At 68.2% G+C, this 17369-nt stretch carries 15 protein-coding genes and 1 pseudogene; 7 read left to right on the top strand and 9 right to left on the bottom strand.

What is annotated here, in order from left to right; genetic code table 11:
- Both FUT87_RS25660 and FUT87_RS25655 read left to right on the top strand, forming a co-directional pair.
- Window positions 1-1735 (top strand): esterase-like activity of phytase family protein (locus tag FUT87_RS25660; RefSeq protein WP_147241716.1); only part of this gene is annotated, 1735 nt, incomplete at its 5' end.
- 116 nt (window positions 1736-1851) lie between these two features.
- A complete protein-coding gene (locus FUT87_RS25655) occupies window positions 1852-3975 on the top strand; it encodes a M13 family metallopeptidase (RefSeq protein WP_147241715.1) in 2124 nt (707 codons plus the stop codon).
- Between the two features lie 53 nt (window positions 3976-4028).
- Here FUT87_RS25655 and FUT87_RS25650 read toward each other — a convergent pair whose 3' ends face one another.
- Window positions 4029-4379 (bottom strand): H-NS histone family protein, encoded by a 351-nt coding sequence (locus tag FUT87_RS25650; protein ID WP_310735233.1) that lies wholly within the window; start codon window positions 4377-4379, stop codon window positions 4029-4031.
- Between the two features lie 332 nt (window positions 4380-4711).
- Here FUT87_RS25650 and FUT87_RS25645 point away from each other — a divergent pair, with 332 nt between their 5' ends.
- Entirely contained in the window at window positions 4712-5458 is a 747-nt protein-coding gene (locus tag FUT87_RS25645; RefSeq protein WP_186830579.1) for a GntR family transcriptional regulator, read from the top strand.
- 72 nt (window positions 5459-5530) lie between these two features.
- Here the strand turns inward: FUT87_RS25645 and FUT87_RS25640 are convergent, their stop codons facing one another.
- Window positions 5531-5998: an Lrp/AsnC family transcriptional regulator gene (locus FUT87_RS25640; RefSeq protein ID WP_221211160.1), complete on the bottom strand. Its 468-nt coding sequence runs from the start codon at window positions 5996-5998 to the stop codon at window positions 5531-5533.
- Between the two features lie 89 nt (window positions 5999-6087).
- On the opposite strand from FUT87_RS25640, the gene ilvB reads away from it, so the two are divergent.
- Window positions 6088-7950 (top strand): biosynthetic-type acetolactate synthase large subunit, encoded by a 1863-nt coding sequence (ilvB, locus tag FUT87_RS25635; protein WP_147241712.1) that lies wholly within the window; start codon window positions 6088-6090, stop codon window positions 7948-7950.
- 33 nt (window positions 7951-7983) lie between these two features.
- Here ilvB and FUT87_RS25630 read toward each other — a convergent pair whose 3' ends face one another.
- Together FUT87_RS25630 and FUT87_RS25625 are read right to left on the bottom strand one after the other, a co-directional pair.
- A complete protein-coding gene (locus FUT87_RS25630) occupies window positions 7984-8472 on the bottom strand; it encodes a nucleotide-binding protein (RefSeq protein WP_091729856.1) in 489 nt (162 codons plus the stop codon).
- Window positions 8473-9528, bottom strand: a complete 1056-nt coding sequence (locus tag FUT87_RS25625; protein ID WP_091729861.1) for a helix-turn-helix domain-containing protein — start codon at window positions 9526-9528, stop codon at window positions 8473-8475. It lies immediately after the preceding gene.
- 104 nt (window positions 9529-9632) lie between these two features.
- On the opposite strand from FUT87_RS25625, the gene pcaC reads away from it, so the two are divergent.
- On the top strand, window positions 9633-10031 hold the full coding sequence (pcaC, locus tag FUT87_RS25620; protein WP_147240956.1) for a 4-carboxymuconolactone decarboxylase: 399 nt from the start codon (window positions 9633-9635) through the stop codon (window positions 10029-10031).
- 34 nt (window positions 10032-10065) lie between these two features.
- On the opposite strand, the gene FUT87_RS25615 is transcribed toward pcaC, so the two are convergent.
- From FUT87_RS25615 to dnaA, 5 genes are all read right to left on the bottom strand, one after another.
- Window positions 10066-10650 carry a DUF3617 family protein gene (locus tag FUT87_RS25615; RefSeq protein ID WP_147240955.1) on the bottom strand — a complete coding sequence of 195 codons (585 nt, stop codon included), beginning with the start codon at window positions 10648-10650 and terminating at the stop codon, window positions 10066-10068.
- Window positions 10651-10700: 50 nt separating this feature from the next.
- The gene (locus tag FUT87_RS25610) at window positions 10701-11213 is read right to left on the bottom strand and encodes a hypothetical protein (protein WP_147240954.1); all 513 of its coding nucleotides are present in this window, start codon (window positions 11211-11213) and stop codon (window positions 10701-10703) included.
- Window positions 11210-13738, bottom strand: coding sequence for a DNA topoisomerase (ATP-hydrolyzing) subunit B (gene gyrB, locus FUT87_RS25605; protein ID WP_147240953.1), 2529 nt, complete (start codon window positions 13736-13738; stop codon window positions 11210-11212). Before gyrB ends, FUT87_RS25610 begins: the two co-directional genes overlap by 4 nt.
- Window positions 13739-13856: 118 nt before the next feature.
- Complete coding sequence (gene dnaN, locus FUT87_RS25600; protein ID WP_091729890.1) at window positions 13857-14981, bottom strand: DNA polymerase III subunit beta; 1125 nt, start codon at window positions 14979-14981, stop codon at window positions 13857-13859.
- 70 nt (window positions 14982-15051) lie between these two features.
- On the bottom strand, window positions 15052-16581 hold the full coding sequence (gene dnaA / locus FUT87_RS25595) for a chromosomal replication initiator protein DnaA (RefSeq protein ID WP_147241711.1): 1530 nt from the start codon (window positions 16579-16581) through the stop codon (window positions 15052-15054).
- Window positions 16582-16886: 305 nt separating this feature from the next.
- Here dnaA and rpmH point away from each other — a divergent pair, with 305 nt between their 5' ends.
- Both rpmH and FUT87_RS25585 read left to right on the top strand, forming a co-directional pair.
- Entirely contained in the window at window positions 16887-17021 is a 135-nt protein-coding gene (gene rpmH, locus FUT87_RS25590; protein WP_067065970.1) for a 50S ribosomal protein L34, read from the top strand.
- Window positions 17022-17050: 29 nt separating this feature from the next.
- A pseudogene (locus tag FUT87_RS25585) lies at window positions 17051-17369 on the top strand (ribonuclease P protein component); the annotation flags it as partial.

The raw sequence follows: 17369 nt of genomic DNA, 5'->3' as shown, positions 1-17369 counted from the left end.
CGATCCCACCAACGGCATCCGCATCACGGCCGCGGTGCACGACGCGCTGACCCAGGCGCTGGACTTCAACTTGGCCGCGGCCGACTTCGACAAGGCCTTCGCCGCGCTGCTGCCGGCCGGGCAGAACGACGTCTACGGCCAGCCCTACGCCGGCCGCGCGATGAGCGCCAGCCGCCGCGCCGCCGCGGTCGACCACTACGAATCGACGATGGCCACGCTGCTCGGCAAGACCGAGACCAGCAGCGCCACGCAGGACAGCGCCGGCGGCGCCGTCGCGATCACCAAGTTCCAGATCCGCGCCGCCGACAACCAGTACGTGCCCTACGAGGGCAGCAACGCCGACGCGAAGAAGGACTTCCCCAAGGGCTTCTATCCGGCGGTCGGCTCGGGCCTGGCCTACAAGGGCAGGAACGCCGACGGCGCGCTGGAGTTCTGGGGCATCACCGACCGCGGCCCCAACGGCGACAGCCCGAGCGCGCCGCGCCCGGACACCGGCGCGGTCGTGACGACCAAGATGTTCCCCGCGCCAAGCTTCGCGCCGTCGATCGGCGTGATCACGCTGGGCAAGGACGGCGCGGTCATCACCAGCCTGAATCCGCTGAAGAACCCCGACGGCTCGAAGGTCACCGGCCGCCCGCTGCCCTTCGGCGCCGTCGGCAACAGCGCCGAGGTGCCGCTGGCCGACACCCTGAAGTTCGACCAGACCAAGGGCAACTTCGACGCGAACGGCCTGGACAGCGAGACGCTGGTCCACGACGCCGCCAACAAGGTGTTCTGGACTTCGGACGAGTACGGCCCCTTCATCGTGAAGATCGACGCGGCCAGCGTCCAGGTCGTCAAGCGCTACGCGCCCGGCACGACCGCCGGCAGCCTGCCCGAGGTGCTGAAGCATCGCCGCCCCAACCGCGGCATGGAAGGCCTGACGATGGACGCGGCGACCGGCCGGCTGCATGGCTTCCTGCAGAGCCCGATCGATCCGGTGGACGCCGCCGGCAAGAGCATCGAAGTCGTCGACAGCGCCGACCTGGACCAGGACGGCAAGACCACCGACAAGGTCAAGGTGCGCGACTTCGCCCAGTTCGCGCGCTGGATCGAGTTCGATCCCAAGACCGAGACCTCGCGGCTCTACGCCTATCCGCTCAGCTACCCGCTCGCCGCCAAGGGCGAGAAGTGGGACCGCAACCGCACCGGCAGCGCCAAGCTCGGCGACCTGGTCTCGCTGGGCAACGGCAGGTTCATCGTCATCGAGCAGGGCGCCGACTCGACCGGCGCGGTGCGCAACTTCCTGATGCTGGTGGAGCTGCCGGCCGCGGCGACCGACATCGCCGCCATCGGGATCGAGCTCGAGCGCAACAGCATCGATGGCGTGACCGCCTCGGCGGTGACCTGGGCCCAGGTCGTGAAGCTGAAGAAGACGGTGCTGCTGGACCTGAACGCCGCCGGCTGGAAGGCCGAGAAGGCCGAGGGCCTGGCGGTCGTCGACGGCAACACGCTGGCGCTGATCAACGACAACGACTTCGGCCTGAAGTCGACGCTGGTGGACGCCAAGGGCAAGCTGCTGGCCGGCGATCCGACCGAGTGCAGCGTCGACGCCAACGGCGTGATCGTCCAGGACGGCAGCTGCGCGGCCGGCGCGGTCACCGCGCGCGTGACCCGCGGCAACGAGGTCGACCGCCTCACCCACCTGTGGCTGTTCAAGTTCCCGAAGGCGCTGAGCAGCTACGCGGCGCCCTGACCGGCCGGCGGCCCGGTCACTCGCGGTCGGGTCTACCCGAGGTGTCCTCCGGCACCTCGGCGGCCGCGGGACGCTGACGGAGAATGCCCGCCAGCAAGAACTCCAGGCTGTCGCGCATGACCCGTCACCCCCTCGCCCGCACCACGGCGGCCGCGCTTGTCGCGGCCGTTTCCCTTGGCGCCGCCCCCTTCGCCCAGGCCGCGACGCCCGCGCCCGGCGCGGCCGCATCCGCACCCGCCACCGCGCCCGAAGCGCCGCTCGACCAGCTGCCCTACACGCCGAGCCTGGACACCGCGGCGATGGATCGCAACGCCGATCCCTGCGACGACCTCTACCAGTACGCCTGCGGCGGCTGGATGGCGGCCAACCCGATCCCGCCGGACCAGGCGCGCTGGTCGGTCTACGCCAAGATGGCCAACGAGAACCAGCGCTACCTCTGGGGCATCCTGGACAAGCTCTCGGCCGCCGATCCGGCGCGCAGCGCCAACCAGGCGCGCATGGGCGACTACTTCGCCGCCTGCATGGACGAAGCGGCGGCCGAGCGCCACGCGCTGGCGCCGCTGCGGCCGCTGCTGTCGCGCATCGACGCGCTGAAGGACCGCCGCGATCTGCCGGCGCTGCTGGCCGCGCTGCACCTGGCGACCAACAACGAGCGCGTGCTGTTCCACTTCAGCTCGGGCCAGGACATGGCCGACTCGACGCGCGTCATCGCCTTCGCCTACGCCGGTGGGCTGAGCCTCCCGGACCGCGAGTACTACTTCAAGGCCGACGAGAAATCCCGCACCCTGCGGGACCAGTTCGTCGCGCATGTCGCGCGCAGCTTCGAGCTGCTCGGCGATGCGCCGGAGGCGGCGCGCACGCAGGCACGGCAGGTGATGGCCCTGGAGACCGCGCTGGCGCGCGCCTCGCTGAGCCGCGTCGACAAGCGCGATCCCTACAAGGGCTTCCATCCGATGAAGGCGGCCGGGCTGCAGGCGCTCACGCCCGGCTTCGACTGGGCGGCCTACCAGCGCGCGCTGGGCCTGGACCCGCAGACGGCCTACAACGTGACCGAGCCGGCCTTCTTCAAGGCCATGGCCAGGGAACTGCGCCAGCGCGACCTCGCGCAGTGGCGCCATTACCTGCGCTGGCAGCTGGTCAGCAGCCAGGCGCCGACGCTCTCCGGCGCCGCGGTGCAGGCCAACTTCGAGTTCTTCGGCCAGACGCTGCAGGGCGTGCCGCAGAACAAGGCGCGCTGGAAGCGCTGCGTCGAGCTGGTCGACGCGCAGCTCGGCGAGGCGCTGGGCCAGGAGTTCGTCGCCCGCAACTTCAGTCCCGACCTGAAGGACAAGACGTTGACGATGACGAAGCAGATCGAGGACGCGATGGCCGCGCGCATCCAGTCGCTGAGCTGGATGAGCGAGACCACGAAGCAGCGCGCCCAGGAGAAGCTGCATGCGATCGTCAACAAGGTCGGTTATCCGGACCGCTGGCGCGATTACGGCGCGCTGACCGTCGCGCGCGACGACTTCGCCGGCAACGTGATGCGGGGCAATGCCTTCGAGCTCAAGCGCCAGCTGGCCAAGATCGGCAAGCCGCTGGACCGCGGCGAGTGGGGCATGACGCCGCAGACGGTCAACGCGTATTACGACGCGCAGATGAACGACATCAACTTCCCGGCCGGCGTGCTGCAGCCGCCGCTGTTCGACCCCAAGCTGGATGACGCGCCGAACTACGGCAACACCGGCGGGACCATCGGCCATGAGCTGATCCACGGCTTCGACGACGAAGGCCGGCAGTTCGATGCCAAGGGCAACCTGCGCGACTGGTGGACGAAGAAGGACGGCAAGGCCTTCGAGCAGCGCGCCGCCTGCGTGACCAAGCAATACGCGCAGTACGTGGTCGTCGACGACATCCGCATCAACAGCAAGCTGACGCTGGGCGAGGACCTGGCCGACCTGGGCGGCCTGGTGCTGGCGCATGCGGCTTGGAAGGCGCAGATCGCGGACATGTCGCCGCCGCCGGCGGACCGCGACGGCCTGACGCCGGAGCAGCGCTTCTTCGTCGGCTTCGCGCAGTGGGACTGCAGCCATGCGCGGCCGGAGTACGCGCGCGTGCATGCGCTGACCGACCCGCATTCGCCGGGGCGCTACCGGATCAACGGGGTCGCGGTGAACATGCCCGAGTTCGAACGGGCCTTCCACTGCAAGCCGGGCCAGAAGATGGTCAAGCCCGACGCCGAGCGCTGCCGCATCTGGTGACGCGGCCCGGCGGGCCTCGCGGCGCGAGGGCCCGCCGACCCGGGCCGCTGACGTCAACCGATCAGCAGGTCCTCGGCCGTCTTGCCGGCGGCCAGCGCTTCCTTGAACCAGGTGGGACGCTTGCCGACGCCGGTCCAGGTGCGACCGGCGCCATCGTGGTATTTCGGCGTGCCGGCGCCGCGCGGCGCCTTGCGCTTGGCGGTGGTGGCCGCGCGGGCCGGTTTCGCGGCGGCCTTGCGGCCGGCGCGCGGACGCTGCAGGGTCGCGCCGAACAATTCCTCGGGGGTCAGGCCGTAGTGATCGATGGCCTCGCGGATCCGCGCGACCACGCCGGAGATTTCCTTCGCGCGCAGCGCCTCGGCTTCCTTCTGAAGTTTCTCGATCTGACTCAGGACTTGTTTCAAGGATTTCGCCATTCGGCTGACTCCATTCGGGGTGAATTGACCTGGGCATCTGCCTCTGTGTCGCTGACCTCCCGGGCGCGACTGTAGCGCCCTGAGAGCGAGCGATGCGGAAACGACACAGCCTGTCCCATTGACACGGGGTGGCTCGACTGATTCCAGTAGGGCGCCGGGTGACATATATGTCGATTGCGCAGTCCATGCCGGGACGAGACATCGGTTCATTGCGCTTCGGCAAGAACGCGGGCGGCGACGCGATTCGCCGGGAATGGACAGGGAGCGCGCTCCTTAGAGTGAATCGTTCATTCACCGCAATTGCTGGACGGAGTGCCGCGATGGTTCGATCCACACACCCGATCAATGCGCCGACCTACCTGCGCCTGCGCGACCAGATCCGCGCCGACATCGAGGACGGCTGCTGGCGCCTGGGCCAGCATCTGACGCTGCACGAGCTGAGCGCGCATTACCAGGTCAGCAACGTGCCGGTGCGGGAGGCGCTGCTGCAACTGCAGGGGGACGGCATGGTGGACATGCGGATGAACAAGGGCGCGGTGGTGCGGGCGGTGGACGCGCGCTTCATCGAGGAGTATTTCGACGTACGCGAAGCGCTGCACACGATGCTGCTGGCCCAGGCCTGCGGGCGGCCCGAGGCCCGCGAGGCGGCGCAGGGGCCGCAGGTCGAGGCGCTCGTGCGGGCGGTGGAGGAGGCCGCCCGAGATGGCCGTGCGCGGGAGCTGCTGGCGGCCGACGAGACGCTGCAGGAGGAACTCGCGCGCTGGGGCGGCAATGCGCAGGCGCTGGGGATGCAGGCCTCGCGCGGGCGGCTGCTGGAGGCGGTCCGGCGCTCGCGCATGGCCTTGTGGGCGTCGGAGCTGGACGTGCTGGCTGTCCAGGACCGGGCGGTGGTCGAGGCGATCCGGCAGGCCGACCCGGTCACCGCGGGCGAGGCGATGCGCCGCCATGTCGCGGCCGCGCGGACCTACATGCTGCGCCTGCTGCGGCTGCCCGAGCTGCCGGCGCGTGTCGAGGGCGCGTCGTTCGCGCCGGGTTCGACCTCGAGCGAGGCGCCGGACGCCGACTGAGTGGCCTCGATCGGAGGTCGCGCTGACCGCCGCAGCCCACCATTCGGCGCGGTGCTGTTCACGGGGCGCCGTTCACAGGGGCAGGGAGCTCGCCTTCAGGCAGCGCAGCACGAAGCTGGACTTGCTGTGGCGCACGCCGGGGATCTTGTAGAGCTTCTCGCGCAGCAGGCGTTCGTAGTCGCGGGTGTCGCGCACGGACAGGCGCAGCACGTAGTCGTAATCGCCGGAGACCAGGTAGGCATCGATGACCTCGGGGATGGCCTCGAGGTGGCGGGCGAATTCCGCCATCGCCGCGTCGGTGTGCTTGTTCAGGGTGAGCTGCACGATCAGCTGCTCGGGCCGCCCGATCTTCTCGGCGTTCACCTTGACGGTGTAGCCCTCGATCACGCCGGATTCCTCCAGCCGCTTGATGCGCGTCCAGCAGGGCGAGGTGGTCAGGCCGACCTCCTCGCTGACCTCCTGCAGGCTGGCGCGAGCGTTGCGCTGCAGCGCGCGCAGGATGGCGCGGTCGAACTTGTCGAGCTTGATTTGCTGATCCATCACGCTTCCCAAGGAAGATTTGCTGTGCGGCGGATTCTATGAGGCAAGAACGGCAACCCTTTCCGAGCCAGTGCCGGGACACTGGACGCATGAATGCCAGGTTCGACGGCGCCCAGGTCAGCGCCCGCGGCGCGGTCATCGACGCGCCCTGTTCTCCCTCCTCCCCTTCATCGCCGGCCAGCGCCGGTCCTGTCGCGCCGCTCGGGAACGCGCCACCGCGCAATGGCGCCCAGACGCTGCTGGACACGCTGGTGGCCTGCGGCGTGGACACCGTGTTCGGTTATCCCGGCGGCGCGGTGCTGCCGCTGTACGACGCGCTGCACGGCGAGCCGCGCCTGCGCCACATCCTGGTCCGCCACGAACAGGCGGCCGTGCATGCGGCCGAGGGGTATGCGCGCAGCACCGGCCGGCTGGGCGTCGTGCTGGTGACCTCGGGCCCCGGCATGAGCAACACGACGACGGGCCTGCTGGACGCGCTGTGCGACTCGGTGCCGGTGCTGTGCATCAGCGGCCAGGTGAACAGCGCGGCGATCGGCACCGACGCCTTCCAGGAGTGCGATGCGCTGGGCATCTCGCGGCCGGTGACCAAGTGGAACGCGCAGTTGCGGCCGGGTGGCGACGTCGCGGCGCTGGTGCGCAAGGCCATCGAGATCGCGCGGGGCGGTCGTCCGGGCCCGGTGCTGCTGGACGTGCCGAAGGATGTGCAGCTGGCGCCGGCGCGTCCCGATAAGGGGCTTGATGCAAGGCCCATCGCGCGGACCGCACACGAGCGGCCGCCGGCGACGGCCCTGCCCGTCTCGCCCATCGTCGACGTGCGTGCGGTGGAAACGGCCGCGGACTGGATCGCCACCGCGCGCCAGCCGGTGTTCTACGGCGGCGGCGGCCTTGTCAACGCCGGGGACCAGGCCTGCGCCGCGTTCGCGGCCGCGGTGGCGCTGGCCGGCGCGCCCTGCACGCTGACGCTGATGGGGCTGGGCGCGGTGCCGGCGTCGTCGCCGCACTGGCTGGGCATGCTGGGCATGCACGGGACGCTGGAGGCCAACCTGGCGATGCATCACGCCGACCTCATCGTCTGCGCCGGCGCGCGCTTCGACGATCGGGTGACCGGCCGGCTCGATGCTTTCGCACCCAGTGCGCGCGTGATCCACCTCGACATCGACCCCTCGTCCATCGACAAGGTCCGGCGCGCCGACCTCGCCCTGTGCGGGGACGCGCGGACGCTGCTGCCGCGCCTGCGCCGCGCGCTGGAGCGACGCCCGATGCCGCCGGAGCGCTTGGCCGACTGGTGGGCGCGGATCCAGGACTGGCGCTCGCGCCGATCGCTGGCCTTCGAGGACACGCCGGAGGTGATCGCGCCGCAGGCGCTGATCGCGCGGCTGCAGGCGCAGCTCGCCGGCCGGGACGCGATCGTGTCGACGGACGTCGGCCAGCATCAGATGTGGGCGGCGCAGCACCTGGCCTTCGAGCGCCCGCGGCGCTGGCTCACCTCGGGCGGCGCCGGCACGATGGGCTACGGCCTGCCGGCGGCGATCGGCGCGCAGGTGGCGCATCCGGGGCGGCTGGTCGTGTGCGTCAGCGGCGATGCGTCGATCCTGATGAACCTGCAGGAGATGGCCACGGCGCGGCAGCACCGCGCGGGGGTCAAGGTCGTGCTGTGCAACAACGGCCACATGGGCATGGTGCGGCAGTGGCAGGAGCTGCATCACGGCGAGCGCTACAGCCACAGCTACAACGCCTGCATGCCGGATTTCGTCGCGGTGGCGAAAGGCTTCGGCTGGGAGGCGGCGCGGGTCACGCGGCGGGATGCGCTCGATGCGGCGCTCGCCGAGTGCCTGGCGAGCGACGGCCCGTATTTCCTCGACGTGGCCGTCGCGCCGGTGGAGAACTGCTTCCCGATGATTCCGGCGGGGAAGGGGCATCACGAGGGGATGGTGGCGGCCCGGACGCCCTAACCCCCGCGGCAACTTGTCATCGACCGTGCGGGATCAAGTCGCCCATTCCTTGAATCGCCGTTGGCACTCTTCCGAAGGGAATCGGGCACCCGCCGCCAACATGCGATGAAGGGCCGCCGCGAGCGCGCTTTCGTCGACAACCGCGTGCGCCAGCAGTTGATCGAGCAGCCACAGCGCGCCGTGCACCGCCATGCCGTCCTTCTGGGCTTGCCTGCGCAGCCGGCCATCGCCGGTCAGCAAGGGCAAGCCGGACTGCCGCGCCAGGTAATAGCAGGAAACGTCCGCCAGAGAGCTGTTGTTGTGCTCGGCAGTGAGGTGCATGAGGTCCGCCACGGCCTCGCTGCCAAGTGATTCCACGATCAGACCGCGCCGGGTCAGCTCTTCGTGGGCAAGGTCCTGCAGTTCGTGGAGGACAAAGTCGGTGCTGCAGAAGCGGAACGGGAGTCGGAAAAGGACGTCCAGGAGATCAGCGTTCCGGAAATCAATCCAGATGTTGGTATCGCTGACGTAGACCCGCTGCATTCATGCTCCCACCGGCGCTGAGAGGGCGGGCTCGAGCGTGTCCAGCGGACGTTGCAGGAACTCGGCGGCACGGGACGGGGTGAAGAGGCCCTCGGCCAGGCCCCAGAACACGAGCGACTCGAAACGTCGCGGTTGCTCCGGCAACAGCGCCTCCGGCTCCGCGGTGCGCCAGCCAGCCTGGGAGAACTGGATGACCGCTGCCTTGTAGCCGGCCTCGTTCAGCAGGCCGAGATCCTTCAGGCGACGAAGGGCCACCTGCATCGAAATCCCGTAGCGCCGCTTTGCATTCAGGAGCTCCGCAGGATGCACGCGTGATCGGCGGTGACTGCCGAAGTCGAGCAGCACCTGTGCGCCGGGATAGAGAAACGCGCCGGCGAAGCGATGACAGCATCGCTCCTTGTCGGCTTCGGACATGTCCTCCGGCAAGGCCATCACCCAGTGGCCGAGCTCATGTGCCGCCGTGAAGCGCATGCGCTCACCTGGCCGCGCGGTATTGAGCGCGATCAGCACATGTTCGTGATCCTCCGTGGCGGCGCACGCACCGTCGAAGTCATCTTGCGCATCGAGCAGCGCCACCTTGATGCCGCGCTCTTCCAGCAACTGCGTCAGGTTCGCGATGGCATCGCCGCCGATGCCCCAGTCGCGGCGCAGGCGCTCCGCCGCGCTCTCCGCCGCGTCGAAGGACTCGACCTGAAGGATCTGAGGGGCCGTCGGGGCGATGCGGACATTGACGGCGTCGAAGCAGCGCTCGAGACCGATATAGCGTTCGAGGTGGTCGCGCATCTGCTCTTCCACCTGTCGCTGCCGGTACTTCGGCATGCGGGCCAGCTTGCGGAACTCGAGCGGCGACAAGGTCACGGCTTCAGCGCGGAAGAAGTACTCGGGTCGCACGCCCAGAGCTTTGGAGAACTGGAGCAGGCGCGTCGAATTCGGGATGGCGTCGCCGCGCTCGAACTTGCTCAGTGCTTGCTTGGTGATGTCACCGATGGCCTGGGCCAGTGCGTCAAGGCTGAGCCCTTTCAAGACGCGGGCCCGCCGGAGTCGGTCGTGGATCATCGCGTGCTCCTAGGTTGACGGGAATTCTATTCCTGATCGTTTCGTCAACCAACGACTGATTCAAGTAGCGTGTCCAGTCGCGCCCCGGCTACAGGAGACCCCCAATGACTCGTCCCTTCGCTCCGAGCAATCCCGAGCTCTTCGAACAAGGCCTGCAGACCCGACGCGAGGTCCTCGGCGATGCGTACGTCGATGCCGCGCTGCAGAACGCCACCGACTTCACCATCGACATGCAGGAACTGGTGACCCAGTACTGCTGGGGCGATGTCTGGAACCGGCCGGGGCTGGACCGGCGCTCACGCTCGCTGCTGAACCTGGCGATGCTGACCGCGCTGAACCGGCCGCACGAACTCAAGATCCACGTGCGCGGCGCGCTCAACAACGGGCTCACGCGCGAGGAGATCAAGGAGGTCTTCCTGCAGACGGCGATCTACTGCGGCGTGCCGGCGGCGATCGATGCGTTCCGCGTCGCCGCCGAGGTGTTCAAGGAGATGGACGCCTGACGCGCGCCGCCCGCTTGGCGCGGCGCGCGCGGACTCACTGCAGCAGTTCGGCCACGGACGGGTCGATGCCGGGCGGCGGTGCGCTGCAGTCGCTGCCGATCCACTTGTGGACCGACGTCGATTCATAGGTGATCGGCATGCCCTGCGCGGTCGTGCCCTTGAACGTCACCTTGACGGTGGCGCTGGACTTGTCGGTGACCTGGTAGGAGCCGTTGCCCATGCCGCTGGCCGTCGCGCTCTTGCAGCTCATCGTGAAGGTGCCGCTGGTGGCATCGCCGGGCTTCACTTGCGTGGTGCAGTCGTCGACGCTCTGCGGCTTGGGCAGGGCGAACTCGGGGCTCTGCTGGCAGTCCAGATGCGGGCTGGCGCCGGTGGGCAGGCCGACCTTGGCCATCGCGGCGGCGAGGCTGCTCTTCTGCTGCGGCGTCAGGGCGCCGTTGATTTCGAAGATCGTGGGCATCTTCCGGCCGTTGAGCGTGTTGACGCTCGCGCTGGCCCACAAGCCGGGCTTGACGCTGATGGATTGGGCTTGGGCGGGCGCCGACAGCGTCAGCAGGCCCAGCGACAGGGCGAGCGCCGAAGCGGCGGCGGAAGAGAGACGGAAGCGGGAAGCGCGCATGCGTGAGCCTCGTGGAATCGGACGACGAGGCGCAGTCTCCACGGGCACGGCTACCGCTGTCGAGGCGGCTTGCCCCCTTCAAAGGGGGCGGGTGTGACCGAGGTCATGTCGGCCGGTGGACCGGCATGCCATGCCGTGCCGTCCTCGAAAGTGACCCGCGTGACGGCGGCGTGGGATTGCGGGCAGCGCATCGGACGGGCCGGTGACTGATCACGCGGCCGGTCGAATTCATGGCTCATGTCGACGTGATGCGCCGGCGCGATGCTGCCGTCGCTGATCGAAACGCCGGCGAACTCGCTGAGCACCTCGTGGCCGGTGCCGCGCTCGCGAACGCAACCGAGCTCGACAGCGACGATGCCCCGCGGGCCGCGGTTGGTCAGCACCAGGGCGAGCTCGCCGCGCACCGGCTGGAGCTCGAGCACCATCGGCGCGGTCGGCAGGTCGATCCAGTCGGGCGGATAGACCGGAGGGGAATGCGGCTCGGATTGCCCGAGCGCGGGCAGGCCGGCGATGGCGAGGAGCAGGCCGGCGAAAGGGGGGGCGAGGCGGGAACGGGTGATCACACGTCGATGTTGGCCGCGCGCAGCGCATTCGTCTCGATGAACTCCCGGCGCGGCTCCACCTCGTCGCCCATCAGCATCGTGAACACCCGGTCCGCCTCGATCGCGTCCTCGATCTGCACGCGCAGCAGGCGGCGCACCGTCGGGTCCATCGTCGTTTCCCACAGCTGCTCGGGGTTCATCTCGCCCAGGCCCTTGTAGCGCTGCCGGCCCACGCTCGATTCCGCCTGCGTCATCAGCCAGGCCATCGCGCCGCGGAAGTCCGTCACCTTGCTTTCCTTGGCCTTCTCGCCTTCGCCCTTGCGGATCACCGCTTCCTCGCCCACCAGGCCCTTGAAGGTCTTGCCGGCCTCGGCCAGGACTTCATAGTCCGCGCCGTGCACGAAGTCCGCCGTGATGATGCTCGAGCGCACGTTGCCGTGATGGCGACGGCTGATGCGCAGCAGCTGCTTGTCGGTGCGCGGATCCGTCTCGGCCGTCACCACCGCGTCGTGCAGCGCCGAGGCCAGCGCCGTCGCGGAGATCTCCGCCGCGTCCTTCGTGTCCAGGTTCAGCGACAGGCCCGACGCCAGCAGGTGCAGCGCCTCGCCGTCCATCCAGGCGGACAGGCGCTCGATCACGTTCTGCGCCGCCACGTACTGGCGCGCCTTGGTCTCCAGGTCCTCGCCCTTGAGCACCGGACCCGCGCCCACGCCGGCCGTGTGCAGCTCGGCATCGTTCAGCGCGACCTTCAGCAGGAAGCCGTCCAGCTCGTGGCCGTCCTTCAGGTACTGCTCGTGCTTGCCGACCTTGACCTTGTACAGCGGCGGCTGCGCGATGTAGATGTGGCCGCGCTCCACCAGCTCCGGCATCTGCCGGTAGAAGAAGGTCAGCAGCAGCGTCCGGATGTGCGCACCGTCCACGTCCGCGTCGGTCATGATGATGATGCGGTGGTAGCGCAGCTTGTCCGGATTGAAGTCGTCGCTGCCCGCGCCGCGGCCAATGCCGGTGCCCAGCGCCGTGATCAGCGTGATGATTTCATTGCTGGTCAGCAGCTTCTCGTAGCGCGCCTTCTCGACGTTCAGGATCTTGCCGCGCAGCGGCAGGATCGCCTGGAACTTGCGGTCGCGGCCCTGCTTCGCGGAGCCACCGGCGGAGTCACCCTCCACGATGTAGATCTCGCACAGCGCGGGATCCTTTTCCTGGCAGTCCGCCAGCTTGCCCGGCAGGCCCATGCCGTCCAGCACGCCCTTGCGCCGCGTCATCTCGCGCGCCTTGCGCGCCGCTTCACGCGCCCGCGCCGCCTCGACGATCTTGCCGCAGATGATCTTGGCGTCGGTCGGGTTCTCCAGCAGCCAGTCGCCCAGCTTGCTCGCGACGATTTCCTCCACCGGGCCGCGCACTTCGCTCGACACCAGCTTGTCCTTGGTCTGCGAGCTGAACTTGGGCTCCGGCACCTTGACGCTGACCACGCAGGCCAGGCCTTCGCGCATGTCGTCGCCGGTGACGTCGACCTTGGCCTTCTTGGCCAGTTCGTTGTCCTCGATGTACTTGTTGATCACCCGCGTCATCGCCGCGCGCAGACCCGTCAGGTGGGTGCCGCCGTCGCGCTGCGGGATGTTGTTGGTGAAGCAGAGGACGCTTTCATTGAAGCCGTCGTTCCACTGCATCGAGACCTCGACCCCGATGTTGGTGTTCTGCTCCGACATCTTGTCGCCCTGGGCGTGGAAGATGTTGGGGTGCAGCGCCGTCTTGCCCTTGTTGATGAACTCGACGAAGCCGCGCACGCCGCCCGCGAAGGCGAAGTTGTCTTCCTTGTTGTTGCGCTCGTCGACCAGGCGGATCTTCACGCCGTTGTTCAGGAACGAGAGTTCGCGCAGGCGCTTGGCCAGGATGTCGTAGTGGAACTCGGAGTTCTGCGTGAAGATCTCCGTGTCCGGCAGGAAGTGGACTTCCGTGCCGCGCTTGTCGGTCTCGCCGACGATCTTCATCGGGCTGGTCTCGAAACCGTCGCGGACCTCGATCAGGCGGTCCTGCGGCACGCCCTTCTTGAACTCCAACTGGTGGACCTTGCCTTCGCGGCGCACCGTCAGGCGCAGCGTCTTGGACAGCGCGTTCACGCAGGACACGCCCACGCCGTGCAGGCCGCCCGAGACCTTGTAGCTGTTCTGGTTGAACTTGCCGCCGGCGTGCAGCTCGGTCAGCGCGATCTCGGCCGCCGAGCGCTTGGGCTCGTGCTTGTCGTCCATCTTCACGCCGGTCGGGATGCCGCGACCGTTGTCGATGACGGAGATCGAGTTGTCGGTGTGGATGGTGATGACGATGTCGTCGCAGTAGCCAGCCAACGCCTCGTCGATCGAGTTGTCGACCACCTCGAACACCAGGTGGTGCAGACCGGTGCCGTCCGAGGTGTCGCCGATGTACATGCCGGGGCGCTTGCGCACCGCCTCCAGGCCTTCCAGGATCTGGATGCTGGACTCGCCGTACCCCGCGCCGTCGTTCTGCGGCGCGGGCGTCGGGGTGTTCTCAGGAGTGCTGTTATCGGTCATCGGAGGGGTACTCAGGCCGCCGCGGCGGCCGCTGAAAAAACTGGCTGGAACCCCCGCCTGGCGGGGGCAGGGGGTGCGCAACGTTCACGCTCCGGGGAGCGAAGGTCGCGCAGCGACCTTAGATCCTCATCGGCATGACGACGTACTTGAAGCCGGTGTGTTCGGGGATGCTGAGCAGCGCGCTGGACGAGCTGTCGTTCAGGTCCACCCGCACCATGTCCTGCGACATGTTGGCCAGCACGTCCATCAGGTAGGTCACGTTGAAGCCGGTTTCGATCTGGTCGCCGCCGTAGTCGATCTCGAGTTCTTCCTTGGCCTCTTCCTGCTCGGCGTTGCTCGAGGCGATCGACAGCAGGCCCGGCTCGAAGGACAGGCGCACCGCCTTGAACTTCTCGCTGGTCAGGATCGCGGCGCGCTGCAGCGCGGCCAGCAGCGGCTGGCGGCCCAGGATCACGTGGAAACGGTGGTTCTTCGGGATGACGCGGTTGTAGTCGGGGAACTTGCCCTCGACCAGCTTGGTCACGAACTCCATGCCGCTGAAGCTGAACTTGGCCTGGTTGCCGGCGAAGCGCATCTCGATCGGAGCGCTCTCGTCGTCGCCCTTGCCGCCGTCCTTGAGCAGGCGCATCAGTTCCAGCACCGTCTTGCGGGGCAGGATGACTTCCTGCTTGGGCATCTCGGTGTCCGTCTCGGCCTGGGCCAGCGCCAGTCTGTGGCCGTCGGTCGCGACCAGCGTCAGGGTCTTGCCCTCGGCCACGAACAGGATGCCGTTCAGGTAGTAGCGGATGTCATGCACCGCCATCGCGAAGTGGACCTGGTTGATCAGGCCCTTGAGCGTCTTCTGTGGCACGCTGAACGCGGGACCGAAGTCGGCCGCTTCCTGCACCAGCGGGAAATCGTCGGCCGGCAGCGTCTGCAGCGTGAAGCGGCTCTTGCCGCCCTGCAGCGTCATCTTGTTCTGGTTGGACGTCAGGCTCACCGTCTGGTCCGACGGCATCGAGCGCAGGATGTCGATCAGCTTGCGCGCGCCGATGGTGGTGGAGAAGTCCCCGTCGTCGCCCTCGAACTCGACCGTGGTGCGCACCTGGATTTCCAGGTCGCTCGTGGTCAGCTCCACCTGCTTGCCCTGCTTCCGGACCAGCACGTTGGCCAGGATGGGCAGGGTGTGGCGCCGTTCCACGATGCCGGACACCGCCTGCAGCGCGGCAAGCACTTTGTCCTGGCTGTCTTTCAACACGATCATGTCAACCTCTCTCCACTGTTGGCTGTTCGGGCGAACGCGGCATTTTCGCTGAAGGCGAAGGCGTTTTTCCTCATCCCTTCAGCGTTTGCTCCAGCACATGCAACTGCTGGTTCAACTCGGTGTTCTTCTGACGCTCGCCGCCGATCTTGCGGACCGCATGCAGCACCGTCGTATGGTCGCGGCCGCCGAACAGCTCGCCGATCTCCGGCAGGCTCTTCTGCGTCAGCTCCTTGGCCAGGTACATCGCGATCTGGCGCGGCCGGGCGATGCTGGCCGGGCGCTTCTTCGAGTACATGTCCGCGACCTTGATCTTGTAGAAGTCGGCCACCGTCTTCTGGATGTTCTCGACCGAGATCTGCCGGTTCTGGATCGAGAGCAGATCCTTGAGCGCCTCTCGCGCGAGCTGGATGTTGATTTCCTTGTGCGAGAAGCGGCTGTAGGCCAGCACCTTGCGCAGCGCGCCCTCGAGCTCGCGCACGTTGGCGCGCACGTTCTTCGCAATGAAGAAGGCCACGTCCTCCGGCATCGGCGCGCTTTCGGCCTCGGCCTTCTTGATCAGGATGGCGACCCGCATTTCCAGCTCGGGCGGTTCGATCGCAACGGTCAGGCCGGCGTCGAAGCGGCTGGTGAGGCGCTCGTCGATGTCCACCAGACCCTTCGGATAGGTGTCCGAGGTCATGATGATGTGGGCCCGCTTGGCCAGCAGCGCCTCGAACGCATTGAAGAACTCTTCCTGCGTGCGGTCCTTGCCGGCGAAGAACTGCACGTCGTCGATCAGCAGCAGGTCCAGCGAGTGGTACTTGGCCTTGAGCTCGTCGAAGGTCTTGCGCTGGTAGTTCTTGACCACGTCCGAGATGAACTGCTCGGCGTGCAGGTAGAGCACGCGGGCGTCGGGGCGGTCCTTGAGCAGCGCGTTGCCGACGGCGTGGATCAGGTGGGTCTTGCCCAGGCCGACACCGCCGTAGATGAACAGCGGGTTGTACATCTGGCCCGGCGCGCCGGCGACGTGCAGCGCCGCGGTGCGCGCCATCTGGTTGGCGCGGCCGGGCACCAGCGTGTCGAAGGTCAGGCTGGTGTTGATGCGGTGGCGGGTGGCGCTGGGCGGGACGTTGGGGGTCGCGCCCGGCTGGATCAGGCTGGCGGCGGTGGCCGGCGCCGCGGGCGGCTGGGCGGCCACGGGCGCGGCGGCCGGACGGGCGGCCACCGAGGCCGGCACGGCCGGCCGACCGGCCGCCGGCGCGCCCAGGCCGTGCTGGTTCAGCACCTGGCCCATGGTCATGCTGGACGGCTGCGTGCGCGGCAGCGGCGCGATCGCCTCGCGCGGCGCCAGCGACAGTTCCAGGCGTGCCGGCTTGCCGGCGAGCTCGGTCAGGATGGCCTCGATGCGGCCGGCGTACTGGCTGCGGATCCAGTCCAGCTTGAATCGGTTGGGGACACGGAGGGACACCAGGACGGCCTCGTGGCCGTTCTCTTCCTGCTGGGCGACCTCTGCCGGGGGCAGCGGACGGATCCAGGTATTGAATTGCTGCTCAGGCAGTTCGGCGGCCAGGCGTTCGCAGCCGCGCTGCCACAAGGCCGCCCCTGACAAGTCTGCGCTCATTGTGGAAAACTTATTCTTCGAGCGGCCGGATTGTACCGATGCGAGACCGCGAAGCCAGGGTTATCCACAGATTTTTTGCCCCGGTCAAGTGCTGGTAATCCCCGTGCCTGCCAGCCTCCGGATTGACCCTGATGCAAATCTTTGCTGTAATCGCGGGTTTTCCGGACGCCCGGACGTTGCTGCGTGGGCCTCCGCTTTTCGAGCGGCTTGCGACATCCCTCCGAGATGTCCACCGTCGCCACCGTCCGCGGCGCCAAGGTGGCGCGAGGCGACGGGAAGTACCGAAGATTTCCAAGAGGTTGAACATGAAACGCACTTATCAAGGCTCCAAGACCCGTCGCGCCCGCACCCACGGCTTCCTGGTCCGCATGAAGACGCGTGGCGGCAAGGCCGTCATCGCCGCTCGCCGCGCCAAGGGCCGCAAGCGCCTGGCCGTCTGAGCGAAGCGCAAGACGACTCCGACAGCACCGTGATCGGCCGCATCGTGCGATCGGCCGATTTCGAGCGCGTGCTGGGCACCCCCAGCCGCGCACGCAGCGCGCACTTCGCCGTGCATCACCTGGCCGCCAGCCCCTCGCTGCCGAAGCGCCGTCCATCCACAGGAACGGCTGACTTGTCCACAGGTGATGCACCGATTCATCCCCAAGCTGTGGATGAACGGTCCTCCGCGAACGTGGCGCCCACCCCCGTTGAATCGGTTCCAGCCGCGCCCGACCGGGCCTGGCTGGGCTACGTCGTGCCCAAGCGGCACGCGAAGCGCGCCGTGACGCGGGCGCTGCTCAAGCGCC

Source organism: Mitsuaria sp. TWR114 (genome assembly GCF_007997345.1).
This window is presented reverse-complemented; position numbering and strand designations above follow the sequence as displayed.